This window comes from Paractinoplanes ovalisporus, from assembly GCF_016834655.1.
GTDB lineage: Bacteria > Actinomycetota > Actinomycetes > Mycobacteriales > Micromonosporaceae > Actinoplanes > Actinoplanes ovalisporus.
In genome coordinates, this window is record NZ_JAENHP010000019.1 from 25,995 (window position 1) to 51,308 (window position 25,314).

The window sequence follows — 25,314 nt, forward strand, 5'->3', positions numbered from 1 at the left end:
GGCTGCGATACGGGCGCTAACCCTCGTCCAGCACCTTCTGGATGGCGGTGAGCAGCTGGTTCTTGCTGAACGGCTTCTCGACCAGGGTGACCCCGGGCGCCAGCGTGCCCTGCGAGGCCAGCACCGGACGGGCGTAGCCGGACATGAACAGCACCTTCGCGCCCGGGCGCAGCGCCGCGAAGTGGCCGGCCAGGTCGCGGCCCAGCATCTGGGGCATGACCACGTCGGTCAGCAGCAGGTCGATCGCGCCCTCGTGCGCCTCGGCCAGGGCCAGCGCGGACGGGCCGTCGGCGGCGATCAGCACCTCGTGACCGGCGCCGAGCAGAATGCGGTGCAGCACGCCGCGCAGCGCCTCCTCGTCCTCCACGGCCAGGACCGTGGCGCGGCGGGCGTGGCCGGGCGCGGCCTCGGACTGCTCGTCGGCCACGGCGGCCGGGGCGGCGTCGGTGGTGGGCAGCAGGATCGTGAACGTCGTGCCCATGCCCTGCTCGGAATAGATGTTCAGGTCACCGCCGGCCGCGGTCACGATCCCGTACACCGTGGCCAGGCCGAGCCCGGTGCCCTCCCCGGCCGGTTTGGTCGTGTAGAACGGCTCGAACGCCCGCTCGATCACCTCGGGCGGCATCCCGGTGCCGGTGTCGCTGACCCGCAGCCGCACGTAGCGGCCGGTGCGCAGGTTCGGCCGCCCGGCCGCATAGTCGAGGTCGACCTCGATCGCCTCGGTCTCGATGGTCAGTTCGCCGCCGCGCGGCATCGCGTCCCGGGCGTTGACCGCCAGGTTGACCAGCACCTGGTCGAGCTGACCGGGGTCGGCGGTCACGGCGGGCAGATCCGGCGACACCCGTACGGACAGAGCGATGTGCTCGCCGATCGAGCGGCGCAGCATCTCCTCGATGTCGGTGACCACGTCGTTGATGTCCAGCGGCCGTGGACGCACCACTTCACGCCGGGCGAACGCGAGCAGCTGGTGGGTGAGGTCGGCGCCGCGCTGGGCGGCCCGGGTGATCTGGCCCGCGTCGCCGGCGATCTCGGTCAGCCCCGACTCGGTGGCCGACTCCTCGATGAAGGTCGCGTAGTTGGCGATCACCGCGATCAGGTTGTTGAAGTCGTGGGCCACCCCGCCGGCCAGCTGCCCCAGGCCCTCCAGCCGCTGGGTGCGCTGCAGCTGGGCCTCCATCCGGGCCCGCTCGGCCTCGGCCTGCAGCTGGCGCAGGCGGTCCTGGGCCCGTACGCGTTCGGTGATGTCCCTGATCACCGCGCAGCGCAGCCGGCCCTCGTCGGTGGGCAGCAGGCTCATCGACACCTCGACCGGAACCGTGGTGCCGTCCATCCGGTGCGCGAGCGTCGGCTCCGCCTCGGGATCGGGCCCGGGCGGCGGTGACTCGGGCAGCGGCGGGGAGAGCAGGTCGCCGATCGCGCGGCCGATCAGACCGGAGCGGGTCTGCCCGAACAGCTGCTCGGCCTGGGTGTTGGACAGCACGATCCGGCCGTCGTCGCCGACCCCGATGAACGCGTCGGGTGCGGCCTCGAGCAGGGCCTGCAGGCTCGACTCGAGGCGTTCGCGGGGCCCGACGGCGCGGGCGATCACGGTGAAGCCGAGCAACTGGCCGTCCTCGCGCAGCGGCGACATCGCCAGCGTGACCAGGATCCAGCGGCCGTCGCGGTGGCGGCGCTGGGTGCGGAAGCGTTCCAGCCGGGCGCCCGCGGCGAGCAGGGTCAGCATCTCGCGCTGGTCGCCGCGACGGTCGGGCGGGACGATCAGGTCGGCGCTGCGTCCGATGATCTCGGCGGCCGGCCAGCCGAGCAACGCCTCGGCCGCCGGGTTCCACGAGCTGACGGTGAAGTCGGCGCCGACCGTCCAGATCGCGTCATGCGCCGATCGCACCGCCGCGTCGATCATCTGCGCCGGTCCGGCCTGCCGAGTCGATCCGTACGTTCCGCCCATATGCGGACCACGTTAACGATTTACGCGGGTTGGTCGTACCACTTTGCCTAGGCTGACCCCGTGAGCGTGCTGGGGGAGCAGGCGGCGGTTCTGCCCGAGGTGGACCCGCAGCGTCCCAGCGTTGCCCGCATCTACAACTTCCTGCTCGGCGGCCGGCACAACTTCGCCGCCGACCGGCAGGCCGCGGCCGCCGCCCAGGCCGTGATGCCCGAGCTGCCCGCCATCCTGCGGCTCAACCGGCAGTTCCTGCGCGAGGCGGTGCGGCTGGCCGACGCGGCCGGCATCGACCAGTATCTCGACCTGGGCTGCGGCATCCCGTCCGCGGGCAACACCTATGACGTCGTACGGCGGTTGCGCCCGGCCGCCCGGGTGATCGGCGTCGACATCGAGCCCGTCGCGTTCGTGCACGGGCGGCTCCAACTGGCCCACGATCCGGCGGCCGACGTGCTCTACGGCGACCTGCTGGACGCGTACGAGGTGCTCGGTTCGCCGCCCGTACGGGAAATGATCGACCTCGGCCGCCCGGTGTGCCTGATGCTGGTCGCCGTCGCGCACTTCATCCCCGACACCGGGCGGCTCCACGAGGCCCTGGCCGTCTATCGCGACGCTCTGCCCCGGGGCAGCCTGCTGGTGCTGACCCACGCCTGCCGCAAGGGCGCCTCGCCGCGGGTCGAGCAGGTGCGGCGGATCTACAACAACACCACCGCACCCATGGCGGCTCGGGACGCGGCCGAGACCTTGGAGCTCTTCGGCGACTGGCCGCTGCTCGAACCGGGGCTGATGACCTTCGGCGAATGGTGCTCGGCGCCCGGGCGGCAGTGCGAGAGCGATATCGCCGAGGCGGCTTTCCTCGTCGGGGTGGCTCGCAAGCCATAACCCTGAAATCTGCACATCCCGGACTTTGTGCGCGCATGCTGGGGGTACATGCCCCCGAAACTGCGGAGCGAAGATGCCGGTAGTACTCATCGCCGAGGACGACGAAGACATCGCCCTGATCCTGACCCGGCTGCTCAAGCGCGCCGGTTACACGGTGATGCACGCGCCGGACGGCGAGCGGGCGTTCGAGCTGGCGGTGGCCAACCGGCCCGATGTGCTGCTGACCGACCTCGGGATGCCCCGGATGGACGGCCTCGAGCTGACCCGGGCGATCCGCGAGCACGCCGATCTGCGGGACACCCCGATCATCATGCTCAGCGGCCACCTGCACCCCGGCGACGGCGAGCCGGTCACCGCCGGCGTCTGTGTCGTGCTGCTCAAGCCGTGCCCGAACGACAAGCTCCGCGAGGTCGTCAACGAACTGGCCGAGCTGGGACCGCACGGGCACCAGGGCGCGGACAGCGCCTGCCCGGCCCGCTGGCCCGTCTCGGCCTGACCAGAGCGCCCGTCCTGCTCTGACCAGAGCGCCTGTCCGGCCCTGGCCGGGGCGCCTGTCCGGCCCTGATCAGAGTGCCTGTCCTGCCCTGTCCCACCCTGCCGGCCCGACTCGGTCCGAAGAAAGTTGTCATCAGGCATATAAAAGCGGACCTAGGGTATAAATAGCGCAAGCCCGCAACCGCGGGCGGGCCGCGCGGGGGATCGGGCTACCCATGGTCGTCGTCGATGAGGCTGTCCTGGCCGACCCGGACCGCCTCGGCGCGGTCCGCACCGCGAAACACGCCCTCCCCGCCCTCCCGCTCGCCCCGGACGACCTCGCCCGTCTGGCCGCCCGCCTGCTCGAGACGCCCGAGGCCCAGCTCACCCTGGTCGACCGCGAGGGCGTCCTGCTCGCCGGCGGCCAGGGCCCGCCCGACGCCGACATCGCCCGGTGGGCCGTCTCGGCCGGTCAGGCCGTGCAGCGGGAGGCGCCGCCCTCGTTCCTCGCCGTGCCGGTGCTCGACGGCGCCGGGCTGCCGGTCGGCGCGCTGGCCGTGCTCGACTCCGCCGCCCGCCGGTGGAGCGGCGAGAACGCCCGCATCCTGACCGAACTGACCGCCCTGGCCCGGCCCGGCGCGAGCACCTCGTTCCTGGCCGCCCTGATCGACAACATGCCGGTCGGGGTGCTCGCCAGCGACGCCGACGGTGACATCGCCGTGGTCAACCGGCCCGTCCGCGAAATGATCGGCCTGCCCGCCGACGCCGCCCCCAGGCTCTATCCCACCCGGGCGACCGGCGCCCTCTTCGACGCCCAGGGCCGGGTCGTGCCGTGGCGGGAGTCGCCGATCCAGCGGGCCCTGCGGGGCGAACGGGTCGACACCGACCTGGTGGTGCGGGTGGCCGGACGCCGGGAACGGATCATCGCGGCGACCGCGCAACCGATCCTGGACGACGACGGCCGGCACCTGGGCGCGGTGGCGGTCGCCCGTGACATCACCGCGCTGCGCCGGGCCGAGCGATTCCGGGACTGCCACCGGGCCGTCGAGGAGGCGCTGCGCCACGCCGAATCGGCCCAGGCGGCCGCCCCGGGGGTGCTGGCCGCGCTCGGCACCACCCTCGGCTGGCCCGCGGCCGAGCTGTGGCTGGCCGACGAGGACACCGGCGAGCTGACCGTCGGCGGCCGCTGGTGCGCGCCCGACCGGGGCCTGGAAGAGGTGTTGACGTTCGCGCCGATCAAGGGGGCCGGCATCACCGGCCGGGTCTGGGCCAGCGGCAAGGCGCTCTGGGTGCCCGACATCGCCGACTCGTCCAGCCTGCGCACCCCGCTGGAGCGGCAGCGCGCCGCCGCGTGCCTGCGCGCCGGTCTGCGGACGGTCCTGGCCGTGCCGGTGCGCGACGCCGACACCGTGCTCGGCGTGCTCACCTGTTACGGCGACGCCCCCGAACCGCACGAGGACCTGCTCGCGCTGCTGCTCGACGGGGTGGCGGCCCGGATCGGCGTCTACGTCGCGCTGCGGCGGGCCGAGGCGCTGGCCCGGCAGCTGTCCCGCGCCAAGGACGACTTCATCGCGCTGGTCAGCCACGAGATGCGGACGCCGCTCACCTCGATCGTGGCCAGCGCGTCGATGCTCGGCGACGAGAAGTCCGGGCTCGACGAGGAGAGCCGGGCGATGGTGGACGCCGTGCACCGCAACGCCACCAGCTTGCGGGCCGTGGTCGACACCCTGCTCGACCTGGCCGGCCTCGACTCCGGCCACGTCGCTCTGCGGCCCGAGCCGGTCGACCTGGCCGAGATCGTCGCGGCCGCGCTGGCCGCCGCCGCCCCGCACGCCGTGACCAACGGCGTGCGCCTCCGGCACCAGCGGGACGAGCCGCTGCCGCTGCACGGCGACGCGCGGCGGCTGCGTCAGGTCGTCGACGACCTGCTGGCCAACGCGATCAAATACAGCCCCCGCGGTGGCGACGTCGAGGTCGTGCTGACCGAGCGGGCCGGCATGGCCGAGCTGACCGTGGCCGACGACGGCATCGGCACGCCGGCCGAGGAGCGCGACCGGGTCTTCGACCGCTTCTACCGCGCCAGCAACGTGCGTCACCAGGGCATCGCCGGCAAGGGGCTGGGTCTGAGCCTGGCCCGCACCATCGTCAACCTGCACGGCGGCACCATCCGCCTCAGCGGCCACCCGCCGCACGGCACGACGGTACTCATCCGGTTGCCGATCGCGTCCGGCGGCCAAAACGCTTAGCCGTCTTCGTCAATCGTCCGATTAACCGGGTACAGGGACGACCGATCACGGTTCTGCGGGGGACAAATGACGAACGTGCTGGCGCCGGCGCCGGGTGCGGCCACTCGGCCGACCGTGCTGCTCGTGGACGACGAGTCCGCGATCCTCGAGACGCTGTCGTTGCAGCTCCGGCGCGACCACAAGGTGCTCGTGGCCGGGAGCGGGGCCGAGGCGCTGCGCCTGCTCGCCTCGTCCGGGCCGGTGGCGGCCGTCATCAGCGACCTGCGCATGCCCGAGATGGACGGCGTCGAGCTGCTGCGCCGGGTGCAGCTCGAATACCCGGACACCACCCGGGTGCTGCACACCGCGCAGAGCGATCTGAGCGCGGCCATCGCGGCCATCAACGACGGTGGTGTCTACCGCTACCTGTCCAAGCCGGTCACCACCGACGAGCTGCGCACCACCGTGCAGAGCGCGGTCGAGATGCACGGCCGTTCGACCGCCGACCGGCAGCTGCTCGACAAGACCCTCAAGGCCAGCCTCCACGCCCTGTTCGGCTGTCTCGAGCTGGCCAGCCCGCTCGCCTTCGCCCGGGCCGGCCGCATCCGTACGCTCGTCTCCGAGCTCTGCCACGAGATGCAGCTCGACTCGCTCTGGGAGATCGAGGTCGCCGCGATGGCGTCCCAGCTCGGCGCGGTCACCCTGCCGCCGAGCGTGCTGGTCAAACTCGACAAGGGCCTGCCCTGCACCGACGAGGAGCAGGCGATGGTCGACGCCATGCCGGGCGTCGCCGTGCAGCTGCTCAAGACCATCCCGATGCTCGAGGACGTGATCGAGATCGTCCGCGGGCTCAGCCTGAACCCGCCGCCGCACCCGAGCCCGCTGGTCGAGGCCGCGATCGCGGTGGTCCGCACGGCCATCGACTTCGAGACGCTGGAGAGCCGCGGCCTCGAGGTGGAGAGCGCGATCACCGTGCTCGAGTGCCGTGACCACAGCGCCCTGCTCGTGCTGGCGGCGCTGCGCCAGGTCAAGGGCTGCGTGCAGGTCAAGGAGAAGGTCCGCGGGCTGCGCGTGGTCGACCTCGAGGTGGGCATGCGCGTCGCCGAGGACATCGTGGCCGCCAACGGCCTGGTGCTGATCGGCCGGGGCATGGTCGTCACCGACCTGCTGCTCGACCGGCTGACCAACTTCGCCCGGATGATCGAGATCATCGAGCCCGTGCTGGCCGTGCCCGGAGCACGCCGGTTCTAGGCGTTCTCGGCCGCGATCTTTTCCAGGACGGGGTGGACCAGCGCCTGCTCGCAGGCGACGCGGCCGAGCATCACGTCGGGATCGGGCACGACCCCCTCGCGGGCGGACTGCTCGATCTCGGCGAACACCCGGGCCAGACTCGCGGCGCCGATGTTCGACGCCGAACCCTTCATCGCGTGCGCGTGTTCGCGCAGCATGTCCGGGTCGCCGCCGCGCAACAGCACGGCGAGCTGGTCGACGCCGCGTGGTGTCTTGTCCAGGAACGAACGGATCAACCGGCCGATCAGCGCCCGCTCGGCCGGTCCCGGATCGTCGCCGGCGATATCGGCCATACGATCACGAACCTCGTCCTCGCGGGTGCGTTCCATGCGCATATCCTGCGTCGCCGTGTCCCCGGCCGGGGCCCGAACACCCGAACACCCGAACGGAGAGTCGGTGAATAGTCCTACGCCGCCGCCCGGCGCTGCCGATTCTTCCGGGGTGGCCAACTCGCGGAACGTACCTCTGAGGTTCGTCCTGGCTGCCCTTGCCCTCACCGTGACCGGTGCGCTGTGGTTCCTGACCCGCCCGGGTCCGGACGCTGTCGCCTACCTGTTCATGCCCGTCGGCGGGGCGGCCGCCGTCTCCTCGGTCGTCGCGCTGCTGCGCCACGGCCGGCTCGAAGGTGACGCCCGCCGCTTCTGGCGGCTGCTGCTGGTCGCGATCGCCATCTTCACCTCGGGCTACCTGTGGCTGGCGGTGCAGGCTTTCATCAGTTCCCCGCAGCTGCCCACCATGTCACTGGGCACCGCCGTGCCCGCCGGTATCGGACTGGTCGTCGCGATGTGGGCGGTGGGACGCGTGCCGCTCGGTGTCACCAGCCCGGATGCCCGTCGCAAGCAGCTCGTGGACCGCGCGATCGCCTTCGTCGGCGGCGGCGCCCTGATGTGGGGCTTCGGCCTCGCGCCCCTGATCACCGACCAGCACGGCTGGACGGTCCAGTCGGTCGTCCTGATCGGCCTGACCTTCCTGCTCGGGCTGGGCGCGGTCGTCAAGGTCTCCTACATCCGTGGCGGCCCGGTCGACCGGGTGGCGCTGCGGCTCATCGCCGGGGCCGCCATCGTCGCCGCCGGGGTGTCCCTGCTGGCCTTCTACGGCGACGAGGGCGCGCTGCTGGCCCAGTCCGTCGTCATGCCGGCCGCCTTCGTCCTCTGCATCATCGCCGTGCACCGGCAGTGGAGTTCGGACGGCGGCTCGGCGCGCCGGGCCAACGTGTGGCTGCCCTACCTGTCGGTGATCGCCATCGACCTGGCCATGATCGGTTTGCTCGACGGCACCATGTCCTGGCCCGACCGGGTGGTCATCGTCGCTGTCGTGGCGCTCACCGCGCTCATCGCGCTGCGGCAGCTCATCGCCATGCGCGACAACCGCCGGCTGATGAACGAGAAGCGGCTCACCGAGGACCGCCTGCGTCACGAGGTCACCCACGACGCCCTGACCGGCCTGGCCAACCGCAGCCTGTTCCGCGAGCGGCTGGCCGACGCGGTCGACGCCGGCGACGCGACCGTGCTGCTGGTCGACCTCGACGACTTCAAGACCGTGAACGACTCGCTCGGTCACGACGTCGGCGACGAACTGCTGGTCGCCGTGGCCGAGGCGCTGCGCGTCGCGTCCGCCCCGGACGGGCTCACCGCCCGCCTCGGCGGCGACGAGTTCGCCGTGCTGCTGACCGGCGGCGGGGCCGACGGCGAGACCGTGGCCGACCGGGTGCTGGCCGCCCTGGCCCAGCCGATCGGCAGCCACCAGCTGCTCACCCACTGCAGTGTCGGCATCGCCGCCGCGACGCCCGGCATCGCCCTGGACCAGCTGATGCGGCACGCCGACATCGCCATGTACGCCGCCAAGCAGCGCGGCAAGGGCAACCGGGTGCGTTACCACGAGGGCATGGAGCAGCCCGTGCTCGCGCACGCCCGGATCGGTGGCGAGCTGCGCCGGGCCCTCGACGCCGGCGAGTTCCGGGTGCACTACCAGCCGATCATCGCGCTCGACGAGGGCCGCGTGATCGGTGTCGAGGCCCTGGTGCGCTGGCAGCACCCGACCCGTGGCCTGGTCCCGCCGAGCGAGTTCATCCCGGCCGCCGAGGCGACCGGCCTGATCGTGCCGCTGGGCCGGTTCGTGCTGCGCGAGGCGTGCCGGCAGGCGGCGGCGTGGCTGGCCGCGTTCGGCCCGGACGCGATGCAGAAGATCGCGCCCAACGTGTCGGTGCGTCAGCTGCACGACCCCGACTTCGTCAGCGACGTGCGGGCGGCTCTGGCCGAGACCGGCCTGCCCGCCGACCGCCTGGTCCTCGAGCTGACCGAGTCGGCCGTGCTGCGCGGCAAGCAGGTCTCGCGCACCCTGCACGAGCTGCACGAGATGGGCGTCCGGCTGGCGCTCGACGACTTCGGCACCGGCGAGTCGTCGCTGAGCCTGCTGCGCTCGTTCCCGGCCTCGATCATCAAGCTGGACAAGTCGTTCGTGGACGGCATCGAGCTCGACGAGCCGGGCACCCCGGCCGCCGACGCCCGGCAGGCCGTGGCGCACGCGGTCGTCCAGCTGGCCGGCGCGCTCGGCCTGGACACCGTGGCCGAGGGCATCGAGAGCCAGGAACAGGCCGACCGGCTGCTCCGCCTCGGCTACACGCTGGGCCAGGGCTACCACCTGGCCCGCCCGATGCCCGCGGTGCAGATGACCGAGCTGTTCGCCGGCCGCCTCGAACCCGTCAAGGTCGGGGGTGACCCGGCGTGGGCTTAGGGTTTGGCGATGGAGACAGCGGACGACGGCACCCGGACGGCGCAGTCCCTGGCGGACTGGCTGGAGGCGGTGCATTTCGCCGAGTTGAGCAACGACCAGGCGACCACCAGGATCCTCGACGCGATCGCCGAGTGGGGCGAGAAGCAGGGCTGGCGGGTCTATCGGCGGGCGCCGAGCGTCTTCCCGCTGCCGCCGCCGTTGCGCGGTCACTCGGTGCTGGACATCGCCTGCGCCCGTCCGGACGCCCAGCCGATCGCGATCGAGATCGACCGGCTCGACCGGCCGCGCACGGTCGACAAGCTGCTCGCCGAGGCGGCGGCCGGCCGGATAGCGATCTGGGTGCGGTGGGGCGCCGGCCCGTTCACCCCGCCTCCGCTGCCCGTACACATGGTCACCCGCGCGGCGGCCCGCAAGGCCGGCACGTGGCACACCGTCGCCGACCGTCCGCCACCCCGGCATTCGGAAGCGCCGATCGAGGCGGCCGAGCCGGAGGAACTGCCATGGAACTGAGGAGAGGTTCACTGTGAGCGAGTCCCCGCAACGGCGGGCCTGGCGCGTGACCGAGCCGATCCACGCCATGATCTATTTCGCGCCGGAGGCCCCGGCCCGCTACGCCGAGCTCGGTGTCGGCCCGATGGACGGCTACTTCGCGTCCCGGGGTGCGGCGTTCGGCGAGTGCGGTCCCGGTGTCGTGGCCGCCACCTTCTACAACTTCAACCCCGACGTGGTCGCCCGCGCGCTGCCGTCGGTCTGGGACAGCACGTCGCCGGCCGCGATGACCGAGGCCCGGCTGTCCGCCGTGGACGCCGCCCTGGTCCGCGGGCTCGGCGCCGACGTGCTCGCCTCACCCGAGGTGGCCGAGGCGGCCGCACTGGCCCGGCGCGCGGCCGAGGCGGCGACAGCCTGGCCGCAGGGCCGCCCGCTGTTCGCCGCGCACGCCGAACTGCCCTGGCCCGAGGCGCCGCACCTGGTGCTCTGGCACGCCCAGACGCTGCTGCGCGAGTTCCGCGGCGACGGGCATGTGGCCGCGCTGCTGGCCGCGGGCGTCGGCGGGATCGAGGCGCTGGTGCTGCACGTCGCCTCGGGCGAGGCCGACGAGAGGTTCCTGCGGGTCAGCCGCGGCTGGCGGCGGGACGCGTGGGCGGCCGCGGCCGAGGGTCTGCGCGAGCGCGGTCTGCTCGACGCCGAGGGCGCGCTCACCGACGCCGGCCGGGCGCTGCGGGCCGGGCTCGAGGCGACCACCGACCGGCTGGCCGAGCCGGCCTACGACGCCATCGGGGAAGACGCCTGCGTGCGGCTGGCCGAGCTGACCCGGCCGTTGAGCCGGGCCCTGGTCAAGGCCGGAATGCTGAACCCGAACTCGCTGACGGGAGGAGAAAAGTCATGAGTGCCGATGTGATCAATGTGCGGCCGGGGCACGCGGCGGCGTGGTGGGAGAAGTTCCTCGACGTCTCCGACCGGTTCGACGCCGCCTCGGTCGCCGAGAACCTGAGCGACGCGATCATTCCGAAGATCTCGTCCCGGCTGCTGCGGCGTGAGGCCGAGCTGGCTGCCGATGTGGTGGTGCGGCACCTCAACAAGCCGGCCAGCGGCGAGCTCTCGGAACGGGCCGGCCGCGCGGTCGACCGGCTCGAGGCGACCGTGGAGCGGCTCGACCAGCGCGCCGCCGACGATTCCGGCATCGCCGAGACGTACGCGCTCTGTCATGTGCTGCGGGGCCGTTTCGCCGAGGGCGCGGCCGAGGCCGAGCAGTTCATCGGCACGGCGCCGATCCTGCAGGCGTTCGTGACCGCGTTGCGGCTGGAGCGTTTCGACATGACGCTGGCCACCCGCCTGATGCGGGCCGGGCAGAGTCCCGAGGTCGCGGTCCAGGCCGGCCTGATCGTCGGCAAGTACGCGTGGTGGCCGGACTGGCTGATCACGATCGTCTCGGAGCGGGCCCTGGCCGGCACGCTGGACGCGGCGACGATCACCGCGCTCGACCAGTGCGCCTACGCCGAGCTCACCCCCACCCAGGCCCGCGTCGCCCGTCGGCTGCTCAGCGGCGACGAGCAGCTGATCGAGGCCACCGCCCAGCGGCTGGAGAGCCTCGGTGCGTTCGGGGCGGCGGGCAAGCTGCGCGGCGGCGACCTGATGGCGGTCGCGCTGGCCGCCCGGATGGTTCCTCTCTGAGAAGGGAACCACCCGGGCGACCGGGAGATCAGGCCCCGCCCTCGGTCAGGGTGACCTCGGTCGGTGCGAACGACGTGCCGTTGACGTCCACCCCGGCCGCCTTGGCCGCGGTGATCGCCTGGTTGATGTAGTCGTTGGTGTAGGCCATGCCCTCGGGCGCCTTCGTGAGCACCGAGTCGCCGGTCTGGTTCTTGGTGGTCATCGAGATGTCCACGGTCTGCTTCCAGGCCGCCTCGTCGACCACGCCGATCCCGGCCGGGGCCGGCCAGATCAGCTTGCTGGTCTCGTTCATCTGCCACAGCTGGTGGCTCTTGCCGAGCTTGGATCCCTTGGCCACCACCAGGTCGCGGCATTTCTCGGCGTTGTCGCGGCAGAACGCCCAGCCCTGGATCGTGGCCGTGAGGAACTTGACGGTCTGCTGCTGATAGGCCGGGTCGCTGAGCTTCTCGGTGTTGGCCCAGACCGCGTCCTGGAGCATCGAGGAGCCCTCGGTCTTCCAGTCGATGATCGAGAAGTCGTCGGCCGTGTAGAGCTTGCCGGTGGCCGGGTTCTTGGCCTCGAGCAGCTGGGCGTACTCGTTGTAGCTCATCGCCTGGGCGGCGTCGATCTCCTTCTTGAGCAGCGCCTGCATGTCGAACTGCTGCTGCACCAGCGTGACGTCCTTGCCCGGGTCGAGCCCGGCCTTGGTCATGCCGGCGAACAGTTCGAACTCGTTGCCGAAGCCCCAGTTGCCGACCTTCTTGCCCTTGAGGTCGGCCGCCTTGGTGATGCCGCTGTCCTTCCAGGCCACCTGGTAGGTGCCGGAGCGGCCGAAGATCTGGCCGACGTCGGTGATGCCGGCGCCCTGCTCGCGGGACGCCAGGGCCTTGGGCACCCAGGCCACCGCGTAGTCGGCCTTGCCCTGCGCGAGGACGGTCTGCGGGACGATGTCGACGCCGCCCTCGAGCAGCTGCACGTCGAGACCCTGGTCCTTGTAGAAGCCCTGGTCGACGGCCGCGATGTAGCCGGCGAACTGGGCCTGGAAGAACCACTGGAGCTGGAGCTTGACCGGGGTCAGGGCGCCGCCGCTGCCGCCGGGGGCAGGGGTGGCGGAGTCCTGGTCGGCCGTGCCGCAGCCGGTCAGGACGAGAGTTGCGGCGGCGATAGCGCTAAATATCCGGATTCGACGCATTAAGGCCCTCCAGGTGATCTGGCGTAAAAAGGGTCAGGCGAAACAGGGGGTCAGGCGATCAGACGGGTACGCCAGGGCATGGCGAGCCGTTCCAGCAGAAGCGTGGTGAGGTAGAAGACGAGTCCGAGCAGGCAGGCGCCGACCACGAAGGCCCAGGCACGGGGATAGGCGGTGAACGCGGCGGCGGAGGTGATCCGCGAGCCGAGCCCGTTCTGCAGGCCACCGAAATACTCGGCGACGACCGCGGCGATCACGGCCAGCGACGACGCCTGCCGCAGGCCGGTGAAGACATGGGGGAGGGAGCCGGGCAGGCGCACCTTCACCGCGAAGGTCCAGCCACTGGCCGCGTACGTGTGCATGAGTTCCTGATGGATGGGGTCGACCTCACGCAGGCCGCGCAGGGTGTTGATGAAGACCGGGAAGAACACGATGATCCCGGCCACCAGCCGCCGCGGGATGCTGCTGGTCGACTCGAACATGTTGTTGAGGATCGGGGCCAGCGCGATGATCGGCAGCGCGTTGAGCACGGCCGCGAACGGGATCGACACGTCGGCCAGCGGCCGGAAGCGGCTCGACACCATGGCCGCCAGCACGCCGACGACGGTGCCGCCGACCAGACCGATCAGCGCGTTGGCGCCGCTGGCCAGGGCGGCCTCCCAGATGTTCTGCCGCTGCTCGAGGAACTGCTCCCAGATCGCCGAGGGCGCCGGCAGGATGAACGGCGCGATCCGGCCCGCCGTGACGATCAGTTCCCAGAGCGCGATCGCCACGACGCCGAAGACCACGGGCGGCAGGACCGCCTTCATCCACTTCATGACGCGCTCTTCAAAGGGGCGCCGCGGAGCGCCTGCCGCACCGACGTGACGCTTTCGAAGTAGGCCGGGGACTGGCGGGCCGCCTCGTCGCGGCTCTCCAGAGAGATCGGGATGGACGCCGTGATCCGGCCCGGCCGCGCCGACATCACCACGACCCGGTTCGAAAGGAACACCGCCTCCGAGATCGAGTGCGTGACGAAGACCGTACTGGTGCCGGTCGTGGCGCAGATCGCCAGCAGCTCGGACTGCAGTCGTTCGCGGGTCATCTCGTCGAGCGCGCCGAACGGCTCGTCCATCAGCAGCAGCGGCGGCTGCACGGCCAGGGCCCGGGCGATCGCCACCCGCTGCTGCATGCCGCCGGAGAGCTGGGCCGGGTAGTGCCCGGCAAACTCCTCCAAGCCGACCAGCGCCAGCATCTCGGACGCCTTGTCCTTGCGCTCGGCCCGCGACATCCCGCGCAGTTCGAGGGGCAGCTCGACGTTCTTGAGCACGGTCCGCCACTCGAACAGGCCGGCCTGCTGGAAGGCGATGCCGTACGCCTGTTCCTTGCGCGCCGCGCCGGCCGTCTTGCCCGCGACCGTGACCGTGCCGGTGCTGGGCGCGATCAGATCGGCGATCAGCCGCAGCAGCGTGCTCTTGCCGCACCCGGACGGGCCGATCAGGGACACGAACTCGCCTTGGCCGACGGAGAGGTCGACATCGGACAGGGCGACGACCTCGTCCGTACGGCCCTGGTTGAAGACCTTCGTGACACCCGAGACCTCGACGGCGCTCATAGCGTGACCACCTCCACGTGCCTCCGGTGCCGCATGAGCGGAAATTCCAGCAGGCTGACAAGACCGGCGACGACCAGGCCGAGCAGGGCGGCGCCGAGCATCGCGGTGTAGACCTTCGCGGGGTCCGAGGTGGCCTCGCGGGAGTACTCGATGATGAGACGGCCGATGCCGCCGCGGGTGCCGGTGGAGATCTCGCCGACCACCGCGCCGACCACTGCCGCCGCCCCGGCCAGGCGCAGCGCCGGGAAGAGATAGGGCAGGGAGGCCGGGAAGCGCAGTTTGACCAGCGTGCGCCACCAGCCGGCGGCGTAGCTGCGCATCAGCTCGACCCCGGCCGAGGCGGGTGACTGCAGACCCCGCAGCATGCCCACCGCGACCGGGAAGAAGGCCAGGTAGGCGGCGATCAGCGACACCGTCATCCAGTCCGGCCACAGCACGTTCCACCCGGCCACCAGCGGCGCCAGCGCGACCAGGGGCACAGTCTGGGACAGGATCACGTACGGGAGAAGCCCGCGCTCGACGATGCGGAAGCGCTGCATCGCGACCGCCAGCAGCAGCCCGACGAACGCCCCGATGACGAACCCGGCGGCCGTGATGCCGAGCGTGAACAGGCACGCCTGCACCACCACGATCCAGACCGGCCGGCCGCCCGTGAGCTCCGGACGGCCCAGCCGTTCCACCACCGTCCACAGGTGCGGCATCGAGAGATCGTCGGCGCGCGGCAGGACCCGCACCCCGAAGAGCACCGTGCCCTCCGGGTTGCCGACGAGTTTGTAGCCCTCCCAGAGCGCCGCGACGACCGCGAGCCCGAGGAGGACGTACAGAAGCTTCTTCACGAGATCGCCGGGATGATGTGGTCGCCGTACGCCTTCAGGGTTTCTTCCTTCGCGTCGTGCTGCAGATAGACCGCGAACTGGTCGACACCCAGGGCCCTGAGCTCCTCCAGCCGCTTGAGGTGGTTCTCGACCGGCCCGAGGATGCAGAACCGGTCGACCACCTCGTCCGGCACGAACGTCGTGTGCGTGTTGCCCGCGCGCCCGTGCTCGGCGTAGTCGTATCCCTGCCGGCCCTTGATGTAGTCGGTCAGCACCTGCGGGACCGTGCCGTCGCTGCCGTACCGCGCGACGATGTCGGCCACGTGGTTGCCGACCATGCCGCCGAACCAGCGCGTCTGCTCCCGCTGATGGTCAAGATCATTTCCCACGTACGCGGGAGCGGCCACACAGAACTTGATGGCCATCGGATCCCGGCCCGCCTGCTCGGCCGCCTTGCGCACGGCCGCGATCATCCAGGCGGCGATGTCGGGGTCGGCCAGCTGCAGGATGTACCCGTCGCCGACCTCGCCGGTCAGGGCCAGAGCCTTCGGCCCGTACGCGGCCACCCACACCTCGAGCCGGCTGTCGGGCGCCCACGCGAACTGCTGTTCGGTGCCCCGCAGCCCGACCTTCTCACCGTTGGCCAGCCCGCGGATCACGCCGATCGACTCGCGCAGCTGGGCCAGGCTCTGCGGCGGCGCGCCGAGCACGCGCAACGCCGAGTCGCCCCGGCCGATGCCGCAGATGGTCCGGTTGCCGTACATCTCGTTCAGCGTCGCGAACATCGAGGCCAGCACGGTCCAGTCGCGGGTGCCGGGGTTGGTCACCATGGGCCCGACGATCACGCGTTCGGTCTCGTCGAGGATCTTCGAGTAGATGACGAACGGCTCCTGCCAGAGCACGTGCGAGTCGAAGGTCCAGACGTGGCTGAAACCCGCTGCCTCGGCCTGCTTGGCCATCTCGACCACCGCTCGCGCGGGCGGATTGTTCTGCAGCACCACACCGATATCCATGCGCCGCCCCCTCAGACCAGGTAGTCCGAGAGACCGCGGGGGACATATCTGCCCCGGCCGGCCCGCCCGGTGTATTCGCCGCCCGACGCGATGACCTCGCCACGGGACAGGACCGTGTCGACCTTGCCGTCGATCTCCCAGCCCTCCCAGGCCGAGTGGTCCATGTTCATGTGGTGGGTCTCGACGCTGATCCGGGTGCGCCCGGCCGGGTCGTAGAGCACGATGTCGGCGTCCGAGCCGGGCGCGATGATGCCCTTCTTCGGATACATGCCGAACATGCGGGCCGGGGTGGTCGCGATCGTCTCGACCCAGCGCGCCAGCGACAGCTTGCCGTCGACCACACCCTGGTAGAGCAGGTCGACGCGGTGCTCGACGCTGCCGATGCCGTTCGGGATCTTCGAGAAGTCGCCCCGGCCGAGCTCCTTCTGGTCCTTCATGCAGAACGGGCAGTGGTCGGTCGACACCACCGAGAGGTCGTTGGTGCGCAGGCCCTGCCACAGGTCGGCCCGGTGACTCTCGTGCTTGCTGCGCAGCGGCGTCGAGCAGACCCACTTGGCGCCCTCGAAGCCGGGCGCGCCGAGCTGGTCCTCCAGCGTCAGATAGAGGTATTGCGGGCAGGTCTCGGCGAACACGTTGCGACCCAGGTCGCGGGCCGCCTTCACCTGCTCCAGGGCCTTCGAGGCGCTGAGGTGCACGATGTAGAGCGGGCAGTCGGCGGCCACACTGGCCAGCCAGATGGCCCGGCTCGTGGCCTCGGCCTCGAGCTCCTGGGGCCGGGTCAGGCCGTGGTGGATCGGGTCGGTCTCGCCGCGTTCCAGGGCCTGCTTGACCAGCACGTCGATGGCCGGCCCGTTCTCCGCGTGCATCATGATCATGGCGCCGTTGTCGCGGGCCTTCTGCATCGCGCGCAGGATCTGCCCGTCGTCGGAGTAGAAGACGCCCGGGTACGCCATGAACAGCTTGAAGCTGGTGATGCCCTCGCCCGTGACGAGCTGGTCCATGGCCTTGAGGGCATCGTCGTCCACGCCGCCCAGGATCATGTGGAAGCCGTAGTCGATGTGGCAGTTGCCGCCGGCCTTGGCGTGCCAGGCGGCCAGCCCGTCCTGGACGACCTCGCCGTAGCGCTGCACCGCGAAGTCGATGATCGTGGTGGTGCCGCCGATCGCCGCCGCCCGGGTGCCGGTGTCGAAGGTGTCGCTGGCCGCGGTGCCGCCGAAGGGCAGCTCCATGTGGGTGTGGGCGTCGACCGCGCCCGGGATCACGTATTTGCCGGTCGCGTCGATGACCTCGGGACCCTCGGCCGGGCCCAGGCCGGGCGCGAAGATCGCCGCGATGGTCTCGCCGTCGACGAGCACGTCGGCCGCGTACGGGCCGGTCGGACCGATGACGGTGCCGCCCTTGATCAGGATCGTCACAGTTCCACCGTCCGGGTGTAGCTCTCCGGGCGACGGTCGCGATAGAACTGCCAACGCTCCCGTACGGTCTTGATCAGGCCGAGGTCGAGGTCCCGTACGATCAATTCGGGGTTGTGGGTGTCACCGACCTCGCCGACGAACTTGCCCTCGGGATCGACGAAGTAGCTCTGACCGTAGAAGTCGTCGTCGCCCAGCTCCTCGATGCCGACCCGGTTGATGGCGCCGATGAAGTATTCGTTGGCGACCGCGCTGGCCGGCTGTTCGAGCTGCCACAGATAGCTCGACAGGCCGCGGCTGGTGGCCGACGGGTTGAAGACGATCTGCGCGCCGCCCAGGCCCAGCTCACGCCAGCCCTCGGGGAAGTGCCGGTCGTAGCAGATGTAGACGGCGACCTTGCCGACCGCGGTGTCGAAGACCGGGTAGCCGAGGTTGCCGGGGCGGAAGTAGAACTTCTCCCAGAAGCCCTTCACCTGCGGGATGTGGTGCTTGCGATATTTGCCGAGGTAGGAGCCGTCGGCGTCGACCACGGCCGCGGTGTTGTAGAGGACGCCCTCCTGCTCCTTCTCATACATCGGCAGCACCATGACCATGCCCAGCTCGGCGGCCAGGACCTGGAAGCGTTCGGTGGTCGGGCCCGGGATCGACTCGGCGTACTCGTAGTAGGCCGCGTCCTGCACCTGGCAGAAATACGGGCCGTAGAAGAGCTCCTGGAAGCAGATCACCTTCGCCCCTTGGGCGGCGGCGTCGCGGGCGTAGTCCTCGTGCGCCTTGATCATCGATTCTTTATCGCCCGTCCACGTTGTCTGGACGAGGGCGGCGCGAACGATGTCGCTCATGACTGCCCCTTTCTTGATGCTGCGGCGCGGTGGAAGCGCCCGTGATCGTGTGTCTACTCCCCGTCATAGGCGCTGCGCTAGGCCTTGCTTGTAGGTCTCAGATGCCGTAGGACACTAACGACACACATTCAGGCGGACAATTGCCTGAACGTAACCAAATGTTTCGGAGAGGTAATTTGCTCGCGCTGATCACGGGAGCGGTCGACGACCGCAGCGCCCGGGGGATAGCCGCGGCCGTGAGCCGTCTGGTCACCGCCGGGCAGCTGTCGGCCGGCACCCGGCTGCCCACGGTCCGCGACGTCGCGCGCGAGCTCGGGGTCAGCCCGACGACGGTCAGCGAGGCCTGGCGCAGCCTGACCCGGGCCGGGGCGATCCAGACCCGGGGGCGGTCGGGCACCTTCGTGGCGGCGCCGGTGCTGCCCCGCCAGCGGTGGCGTTACTCGCAACTGGGCGGCCGCGCCGTCGAGGCGTCACGCGACCTGTCCACCGGCGTACCCGACCATGACCTGCTGCCCGACCTGACCGACGCGCTCAAGCGCATCGGGGACGGGCGGCTGACCACGAGCTATCTCGACGAGCCGGTGCTGCCCGCGCTCGAGACCGAGCTGCGCACGCGGTGGCCGTTCCCGCCCGAGCGACTGACCGTTGTGGACGGCGCCCTGGACGCGCTCGACCGCGTGATCGGTGAGGTGGTGCGCTTCGGCGACCACGTGGTGGTGGAGAACCCGGCCTTCCCGCCCCTGCTCGACCTGCTGCAGACGGTCGGCGCGACGGTGGTCGGGGTGCCGATGGACGCGTACGGGATGCGACCCGACCTGCTGCACGACGTGCTGGCGTCCTACCCGGCCGTGGCCGTGTTCCTGCAACCCCGCGCGCACAACCCGACCGGCGTCAGCATGCCTTCCACACGCGCGTCCGAGCTGGCCACCGTGCTCGGCGGCTTCCCCGACGTACTGGTGGTGGAGGACGATCACGTCGGCGATATCGCCACGGCCGCGCCGGTCAGCCTGGGTTCCTTCTTGCCGGCCCGGACGGTGCACGTGGCCAGCTTCTCCAAGAGCCACGGCCCCGACCTGCGGCTCGCGGCGGTCGGTGGCCCGGCCCGCGTGATCGCCCCGGTGGCGGATCGTCGGCTGCTCGGCCCCGGCTGGTCCAGCCGCCTGCTGCAGGGCGTGCTGCTCGATCTGCTGACGGATCCCGTCGCCATCGCGCAAGTGTCAAAGGCCCGCTCCACGTACGCCACCAGGCGCGCGACTCTGCTGACAGAGTTGCGCGCCCGCGGCGTGGCCGCCACCGCCGCCGACGGCATCAACTTGTGGATGGCCGTCGACGACCAGCAGATCGCCATGGTGTCGCTGGCCGCCCACGGCATTGCCGTCTCGCCCGGCACCCCCTTCTGCGTCACCCCGCTCGACGGTGACCACGTGCGGGTCACGGCAGGCCTGGTCGCGTCCGGTTTCGACGAGCTGGCCGACGTGCTGGCCGGCGCCGCCCTGCTGGACAGCCGGGGAAGTGGCTCTCGATCCCGCCCGCACCCGCGAGGCTGGCGATGAACCTCCGCCCCCCTGACTCCTGTGGACAGCCCTGCAAAACTGTCACACCCGGCTGCTCTACTCGTCCCCTCCCAAGAGCAGGGGTGGGGGCGGTCTGTGGCGCGCTGTCTGTGGCGTGTCGACAAATAACCGGCGTATCCGACAAAAGCCGCGTGCGGGCTGGGTTGGCTGGGTCGGGCGACGGTGGTGCGCGGGGTTGGGCGCAACCACTCACTCACGTCGCCCGGGTGGCTTTCGCGCCTTGGACGCGCCAGCGGCCAGCGAAAACCGCCCGGGCCCCCGCGGGAGCGACGGTCCGTACGCACCACCCCGCTCGGACATCCGTTTCTGAATTTGATTGCGCAGGAGTGACGGCCACGCACCACCCCGCTGGGACATCTGCTTCTGAATGTGAATGCTCTGGAGCGACGGCCACGCACCATCCCGCTGGGACATCCGCTTTCTGAGTTTGAACGTGATTCTTGACTACTGCGAAGGAGCCGATCATGAGTGATGACCTGTTGGCACGGCACCGCGCGGTGATGCCGACCTGGATGCCGGTCTACTACGGCGATGATGCCCTCGAGATCGTCTCCGGGTCGGGGCGTCACGTCGTCGGTGCCGACGGGCGCACCTACCTGGACTTCTTCGGTGGCGTGCTGACCAACATGATCGGCTACGACATTCCGGAGATCAACGAGGCCGTGCGGCGCCAGCTGGCCACCGGCGTGGTCCATACGTCGACGCTCTATCTCATCCGGCAGCAGGTCGAGCTGGCCGAGCGGGTGGCCCGGGTCTCCGGCATCCCGGACGCGCGCGTGTTCTTCACCAACTCGGGCAGCGAGGCCAACGAGACCGCGCTCCTGATGGCCGCGAACGTGCGCCGCTCCAACCAGATCCTGGCGATCAAGAACAGTTACCACGGACGCACGTTCGCGACCATGGCCGTCACCGGGCACCGCAGCTGGTCGTCGAGCTCGCTCAGCCCGCTCAACGTCTCGTGGCTGGCCTCGGGCGACCGGCTGCGCGGGCGGATGGCCGGCCTGGCCGCCGGTGACATCCTCGACGCGGCGGTCGACGACCTGCGCGAGGTGCTGGCCACGGTCACCGCCGGAGACGTCGCGGCGATGATCGCCGAGCCCATCCAGGGTGTCGGCGGGTTCGTGGCCGGGCCCGACGGGCTGCTCGGGGCCTATCAGAAGGTGCTGGGCGAGACGGGCATCCTGCTGATCGCGGACGAGGTGCAGACGGGCTGGGGGCGTACGGGGGAGCACTTCTGGGGTTATCAGGCGCATGGCGTCACGCCCGACCTGATCACCTTTGCCAAGGGGATCGGCAACGGCTTCGCGCTGGGCGGGGTGGCCGGGCGGGCCGACGTGATGAACGCGGTGCCGGCGATCAGCTTCTCGACGTTCGGCGGCAATCCCCTGTCGATGGCGGCCGGCACCGCCGTGCTGGACTATCTGCTCGATCGCGACCTGCAGGGCAACGCGGCCCGCACGGGCGCGATCCTGCTCGACGGTCTGCGCGCGCTCGACCTGCCGATCGTGGGCGAGGTGCGCGGCAAGGGCCTGATGATCGGGGTCGAGATCGTGCGGCCGGGCACCACCGAGCCCGACGCGGCGGCGACGGTGCGCGTCTTCGACGAGTGCCGGGCCGGCGGACTTCTGGTCGGCAAGGGCGGCCTCTATGGCAACGTGCTCCGGATGGGCCCGCCGCTGACCCTCACCGAGGCCGAGGCGCGCGACGGTTTGTCGATTTTGACCGACGCGCTCTCCCGTGTGGACGCCGAGGCGCGCATCGCCTGATCTCGACATGCGGGACCCGTTGGCCCCTTCCCGGGGGCAGGGAGGGGCCAACGGCGATCACCCGCTGTGAACGTTTACATCGATCTCAGCGCAGCCTGGGAATCGACCGGTAGGTCGACCCGCGCGCCGACTCTTCGAGTTCGGCGCGCTTTTCTGTAGGACGCGGCTGGGCGGGCCGGCGTTGCAGTTCTCGAAACACTTCGAAGCAGTGTCGATGATCGATACGCAGAGTGACTGAGTCGTTTTGACCCTGCGTTGAAAACTTTCGCTCAATCTGAGGAAACTTAGGTTCCCTTCGAACGAAACACCTGCGTAATGTATCGAACGATGTCGTTCGAAGGAGACCGCAATGCCGCAGTCACTGAACCGTCGTCAACTACTCGGCGCCGCGGCCGCGGCCGGCGCCGCCGCCACCCTCGCCGTACCGGGCGCCGCCTCCGCGGGCGGCTCGCACTCGTCGTCCCGGCGGGTTCCCCGTGACCAGATCAGCGTTCAGCTCTACACGCTGCGCAACCAGCTGAGCATCAACCTGGAGGCGAGCCTCGCGGAGCTCGCCGAGATCGGCTACAAGCGGGTCGAGCACGCCGGCTTTGTCGGCCGCACGGCGGCCCAGTTCCGGGCCGCTCTCGACGCCGCCGGCCTGCGCGCCACCTCGGGCCACGTCGGCATCCCGCAGCCGTTCGACGCGAACGCCTGGGAGGCGGCCCTCCAGGACGCGAACGTCGTGGGCAACAAGTTCATCGTCCACCCGTTCTTCGGGCAGGGCGCCAACGGCCCGATCCGGGACGCCGCCGTCTACCGCGCCTTCGCGGCCGACCTCAACAAGGCCGGCAAGCTGGCCAAGCGGGCCGGTCTGTCGTTCGGCTACCACAACCACCACGCCGAGTTCTTCCGGCAGAACGGCACCAAGCTCACCGGCATGGACATCCTGTTCAACGAGACCGACGAGCGTTACGTGCACTTCGAGGTCGACCTCTTCTGGGCCTTCCGCGGTGCGCACGACCCGGTCGACCTGATCGAGGAGAACAACGGCCGCATCAAGCAGGTGCATGTCAAGGATCTCGACATCAACGCCAGCTTCGCCGACGCCGGCGACGGGCTCATCGACTTCGGCCGCATCTTCGCGCACGCCCGCGAGGCCGGCCTGGTCGAGTACATCGTGGAGCGTGACGACGCCGGCTCGCCACCGCGCACCCCGGCCGACGCGCTCGTCACCGCGCAGCGTGCCTTCACCTACCTGGAGGGGCTCCGATTCTGATGCTGCGCCGTCTGGCAACCCTGAGCGTCGCGGGTGCGGCTCTGCTCGTCACCCCGTCCGTGGCCGTGGCCGGGGGAGGGTCCCCCGCCCAGCCGCTGCCGCCGTCCTCCGACTTCCAGAAGGTCACCCTCAACGACTTCCCGGGCGAGCCGATCGCCATCGCCGTGCTGCCCGACAAGCGGGTGCTGCACACGGCGCGCGGGGGCGAGGTCCGCATCCACGAGCCGGCCACCGGCCGCAACGTTCTGGCCGCGACCATCCCGGTCTACCTGCACGACGAGGAGGGTGTGCAGGGCATCGCGATCGACCCCGACTTCGAGCACAACAAGTGGGTCTACGTCTACTATTCGCCGCCCCTGGACACGCCCGCCGACGACCCGAACACCCCGCAGGTCAACGAAGGTGACGCGCCGGCCGAGGGCACCGCGGCCGACTTCGCGCGGTTCAAGGGACACATGCAGCTGTCGCGCTACAAGCTTCAGGGCAGCACCCTGAAGCTGAACACCGAGCAGAAGATCATGCAGGTCAACACCGACCGCGGGCAGTGCTGCCACGTCGGCGGCAAGATCGACTTCGACAGCAAGGGCAACCTCTACCTGTCGACCGGTGACGACAGCAACCCGTTCTTCTCCGACGGCTACGCCCCGATCGACGAGCGCGCGAACCGCAACCCGGTCTTCGACGCCCAGCGCACCGCGGGCAACACCAACGACCTGCGCGGCAAGGTCCTGCGCATCAAGGTGAGCAGCAGCGGCAAGTACTCGATCCCCAAGGGCAACCTCTTCAAGCCGGGCACACCCAAGACCCGGCCCGAGATCTATGCCATGGGCCTGCGCAACCCGTTCCGGTTCACCATCGACCCGCGTACGGACGTGGTCTACGTCGGCGACTACTCGCCCGATGCGCAGACCGCCAACCCGGCGCGCGGCCCGGCCGGTCAGGGTCGCTGGGTCGCGATCGACAAGCCCGCGAACTACGGCTGGCCGTACTGTGTGGCGCCCGATCAGCCGTACGTGGACTACGACTTCGCCACCGGCACCAGCGGCGCGCCGTTCAACTGCGCCAAGCCGGTCAACGAGTCGCCCAACAACACCGGCCTGAAGAACCTGCCGCCGGTCGAGAAGCCCGAGGTCATCTACGGGTACGGCGCCAGCGCGCAGTTCCCCGAGCTGGGCACGGGCGGCATCGGTCCGATGGGCGGGCCGGCCTACGAGTACGACAAGCGCTCGCGCTCGCAGGTCAAGTGGCCCCAGGCGTTCGACGGCAAGCCGCTGTTCGCCGAGTGGACCCGCGACTACGTCAAGGCCTTCACGCTCGACCGCCGCAACCAGGTGACGAAGATCGAGTCGGTGCTGCCGGACCTGGTCTTCGACAACCCGATGGATCTGGAGTTCGGCCCCGACGGCGCGCTCTACGTCCTCGAGTACGGCGACGGCTACTTCAACGAGAACCCGGACGCCCAGCTGGCCCGCTTCGACTTCGTACGCGGCAACCGGACCCCGATCCCGAAGGTGTCGGCCACCCCGACGTCGGGCCAGGCTCCGCTGACCGTCCAGTTCTCCAGCGCCGGCACCACCGACCCGGACGGCGACGCGCTGAAGTACGCCTGGTACCTCGACAACGACAACAAGGTCGACTCGACCGATCCGAACCCGACCTTCACGTTCACCGAGAACGCCGACTACCGCCCGACGCTGAAGGTCACCGACAGCACCGGCCGGTCGGCCTCGGCCGAGGTGATCCTGCCGGTCGGCACGGCGGCTCCGGTCGTCACGTTCACCACCCCCACCGAGGGGCAGCCGTTCGCCTTCGGTGACACGGTGAACTTCCAGGTGAACGTCGTCGACGACGCGCCGGTCGACTGCTCGCGGGTCACCGTGACCTACATCCTCGGGCACGACCAGCACGGTCACCCGCTCAGCACGGCGACTGGCTGCACCGGCTCGATCGTCACGTTCCTCGACCCCGGACACGCCGGGGCCGGCAACCTGACCGGTGTGTTCGTCGCGTCCTACACGGACACTGGCGTCCCGCCGCAGACGGGCCGCGACACGGTGGTTCTCCAGCCGTCGAACTGACGCTCGCTCGAATGAGGGAAGGCCGGGTCCACGGGGCCCGGCCTTCTCAATGCGCAAAGTTTGACTGCCGTTCGTCTCAGCT

Annotated in this window: 21 protein-coding genes; 12 read left to right on the forward strand and 9 right to left on the reverse strand. The window is 70.5% G+C overall.

Annotated elements, in window-relative coordinates; all coding sequences use genetic code 11:
- Nucleotides 1-16: 16 nt before the first annotated feature.
- Nucleotides 17-1,945, reverse strand: a complete 1,929-nt coding sequence (locus tag JIG36_RS38140) for a hybrid sensor histidine kinase/response regulator (RefSeq protein WP_307873073.1) — start codon at nt 1,943-1,945, stop codon at nt 17-19.
- Between the two features lie 60 nt (nt 1,946-2,005).
- Between JIG36_RS38140 and JIG36_RS38145 the strand changes: the two genes are divergently transcribed.
- The 4 genes from JIG36_RS38145 to JIG36_RS38160 all read left to right on the forward strand — a co-directional run bounded on the left by JIG36_RS38145 (nt 2,006) and on the right by JIG36_RS38160 (nt 6,771).
- Nucleotides 2,006-2,821, forward strand: a complete 816-nt coding sequence (locus tag JIG36_RS38145) for an SAM-dependent methyltransferase (protein ID WP_203381319.1) — start codon at nt 2,006-2,008, stop codon at nt 2,819-2,821.
- Between the two features lie 73 nt (nt 2,822-2,894).
- Entirely contained in the window at nt 2,895-3,317 is a 423-nt protein-coding gene (locus tag JIG36_RS38150) for a response regulator (protein ID WP_203381320.1), read from the forward strand.
- A gap of 214 nt (nt 3,318-3,531) precedes the next feature.
- Nucleotides 3,532-5,541 carry a sensor histidine kinase gene (locus tag JIG36_RS38155; protein ID WP_203381321.1) on the forward strand — a complete coding sequence of 670 codons (2,010 nt, stop codon included), beginning with the start codon at nt 3,532-3,534 and terminating at the stop codon, nt 5,539-5,541.
- A 66-nt stretch (nt 5,542-5,607) separates the two neighbouring features.
- Nucleotides 5,608-6,771, forward strand: coding sequence for a response regulator (locus JIG36_RS38160; RefSeq protein WP_236049060.1), 1,164 nt, complete (start codon nt 5,608-5,610; stop codon nt 6,769-6,771).
- On the opposite strand, the gene JIG36_RS38165 is transcribed toward JIG36_RS38160, so the two are convergent.
- Nucleotides 6,768-7,259 carry an Hpt domain-containing protein gene (locus JIG36_RS38165; RefSeq protein ID WP_236049061.1) on the reverse strand — a complete coding sequence of 164 codons (492 nt, stop codon included), beginning with the start codon at nt 7,257-7,259 and terminating at the stop codon, nt 6,768-6,770. The two genes, JIG36_RS38160 and JIG36_RS38165, sit on opposite strands and share 4 nt — an antisense overlap.
- Between JIG36_RS38165 and JIG36_RS38170 the strand changes: the two genes are divergently transcribed.
- Genes JIG36_RS38170 through JIG36_RS38185 form a run of 4 tightly spaced genes read left to right on the forward strand, consistent with a single transcriptional unit; the run spans nt 7,252 to nt 11,715 of the window.
- Entirely contained in the window at nt 7,252-9,543 is a 2,292-nt protein-coding gene (locus tag JIG36_RS38170; RefSeq protein WP_307873074.1) for a putative bifunctional diguanylate cyclase/phosphodiesterase, read from the forward strand. The genes JIG36_RS38165 and JIG36_RS38170 overlap by 8 nt on opposite strands.
- A gap of 9 nt (nt 9,544-9,552) precedes the next feature.
- Complete coding sequence (locus JIG36_RS38175) at nt 9,553-10,053, forward strand: hypothetical protein (protein WP_203381324.1); 501 nt, start codon at nt 9,553-9,555, stop codon at nt 10,051-10,053.
- A 13-nt stretch (nt 10,054-10,066) separates the two neighbouring features.
- On the forward strand, nt 10,067-10,930 hold the full coding sequence (locus JIG36_RS38180) for an SCO6745 family protein (protein ID WP_203381325.1): 864 nt from the start codon (nt 10,067-10,069) through the stop codon (nt 10,928-10,930).
- Nucleotides 10,927-11,715, forward strand: a complete 789-nt coding sequence (locus JIG36_RS38185) for a hypothetical protein (protein WP_203381326.1) — start codon at nt 10,927-10,929, stop codon at nt 11,713-11,715. The genes JIG36_RS38180 and JIG36_RS38185 overlap by 4 nt, the downstream gene beginning before the upstream one ends.
- Nucleotides 11,716-11,743: 28 nt before the next feature.
- Here the strand turns inward: JIG36_RS38185 and JIG36_RS38190 are convergent, their stop codons facing one another.
- From JIG36_RS38190 to JIG36_RS38220, 7 genes are read right to left on the reverse strand one after another with little or no spacing between them, the layout of a single operon-like run.
- The gene (locus tag JIG36_RS38190; protein WP_203381327.1) at nt 11,744-12,886 is read right to left on the reverse strand and encodes an ABC transporter substrate-binding protein; all 1,143 of its coding nucleotides are present in this window, start codon (nt 12,884-12,886) and stop codon (nt 11,744-11,746) included.
- Between the two features lie 50 nt (nt 12,887-12,936).
- Nucleotides 12,937-13,701, reverse strand: a complete 765-nt coding sequence (locus tag JIG36_RS38195; protein ID WP_236049062.1) for an ABC transporter permease — start codon at nt 13,699-13,701, stop codon at nt 12,937-12,939.
- Nucleotides 13,698-14,477: an ABC transporter ATP-binding protein gene (locus tag JIG36_RS38200; protein WP_203381328.1), complete on the reverse strand. Its 780-nt coding sequence runs from the start codon at nt 14,475-14,477 to the stop codon at nt 13,698-13,700. The genes JIG36_RS38195 and JIG36_RS38200 overlap by 4 nt, the downstream gene beginning before the upstream one ends.
- Nucleotides 14,474-15,313 carry an ABC transporter permease gene (locus JIG36_RS38205; RefSeq protein WP_307873075.1) on the reverse strand — a complete coding sequence of 280 codons (840 nt, stop codon included), beginning with the start codon at nt 15,311-15,313 and terminating at the stop codon, nt 14,474-14,476. Before JIG36_RS38205 ends, JIG36_RS38200 begins: the two co-directional genes overlap by 4 nt.
- Nucleotides 15,310-16,305 carry a TIGR03842 family LLM class F420-dependent oxidoreductase gene (locus tag JIG36_RS38210; protein WP_203381329.1) on the reverse strand — a complete coding sequence of 332 codons (996 nt, stop codon included), beginning with the start codon at nt 16,303-16,305 and terminating at the stop codon, nt 15,310-15,312. The genes JIG36_RS38205 and JIG36_RS38210 overlap by 4 nt, the downstream gene beginning before the upstream one ends.
- An 11-nt stretch (nt 16,306-16,316) precedes the next feature.
- On the reverse strand, nt 16,317-17,720 hold the full coding sequence (gene hydA / locus JIG36_RS38215; RefSeq protein WP_203381330.1) for a dihydropyrimidinase: 1,404 nt from the start codon (nt 17,718-17,720) through the stop codon (nt 16,317-16,319).
- Nucleotides 17,717-18,556: a nitrilase-related carbon-nitrogen hydrolase gene (locus JIG36_RS38220; RefSeq protein WP_203381331.1), complete on the reverse strand. Its 840-nt coding sequence runs from the start codon at nt 18,554-18,556 to the stop codon at nt 17,717-17,719. Before JIG36_RS38220 ends, hydA begins: the two co-directional genes overlap by 4 nt.
- Before the next feature lie 158 nt (nt 18,557-18,714).
- Here JIG36_RS38220 and JIG36_RS38225 point away from each other — a divergent pair, with 158 nt between their 5' ends.
- The 4 genes from JIG36_RS38225 to JIG36_RS38240 all read left to right on the forward strand — a co-directional run bounded on the left by JIG36_RS38225 (nt 18,715) and on the right by JIG36_RS38240 (nt 25,232).
- A complete protein-coding gene (locus JIG36_RS38225; protein ID WP_236049063.1) occupies nt 18,715-20,109 on the forward strand; it encodes an aminotransferase class I/II-fold pyridoxal phosphate-dependent enzyme in 1,395 nt (464 codons plus the stop codon).
- A 482-nt stretch (nt 20,110-20,591) separates the two neighbouring features.
- Complete coding sequence (locus JIG36_RS38230; protein ID WP_203381461.1) at nt 20,592-21,896, forward strand: aspartate aminotransferase family protein; 1,305 nt, start codon at nt 20,592-20,594, stop codon at nt 21,894-21,896.
- 349 nt (nt 21,897-22,245) lie between these two features.
- Entirely contained in the window at nt 22,246-23,154 is a 909-nt protein-coding gene (locus tag JIG36_RS38235; protein ID WP_203381332.1) for a sugar phosphate isomerase/epimerase family protein, read from the forward strand.
- Complete coding sequence (locus JIG36_RS38240) at nt 23,154-25,232, forward strand: PQQ-dependent sugar dehydrogenase (RefSeq protein ID WP_203381333.1); 2,079 nt, start codon at nt 23,154-23,156, stop codon at nt 25,230-25,232. Before JIG36_RS38235 ends, JIG36_RS38240 begins: the two co-directional genes overlap by 1 nt.
- Nucleotides 25,233-25,314 lie beyond the last annotated feature (82 nt).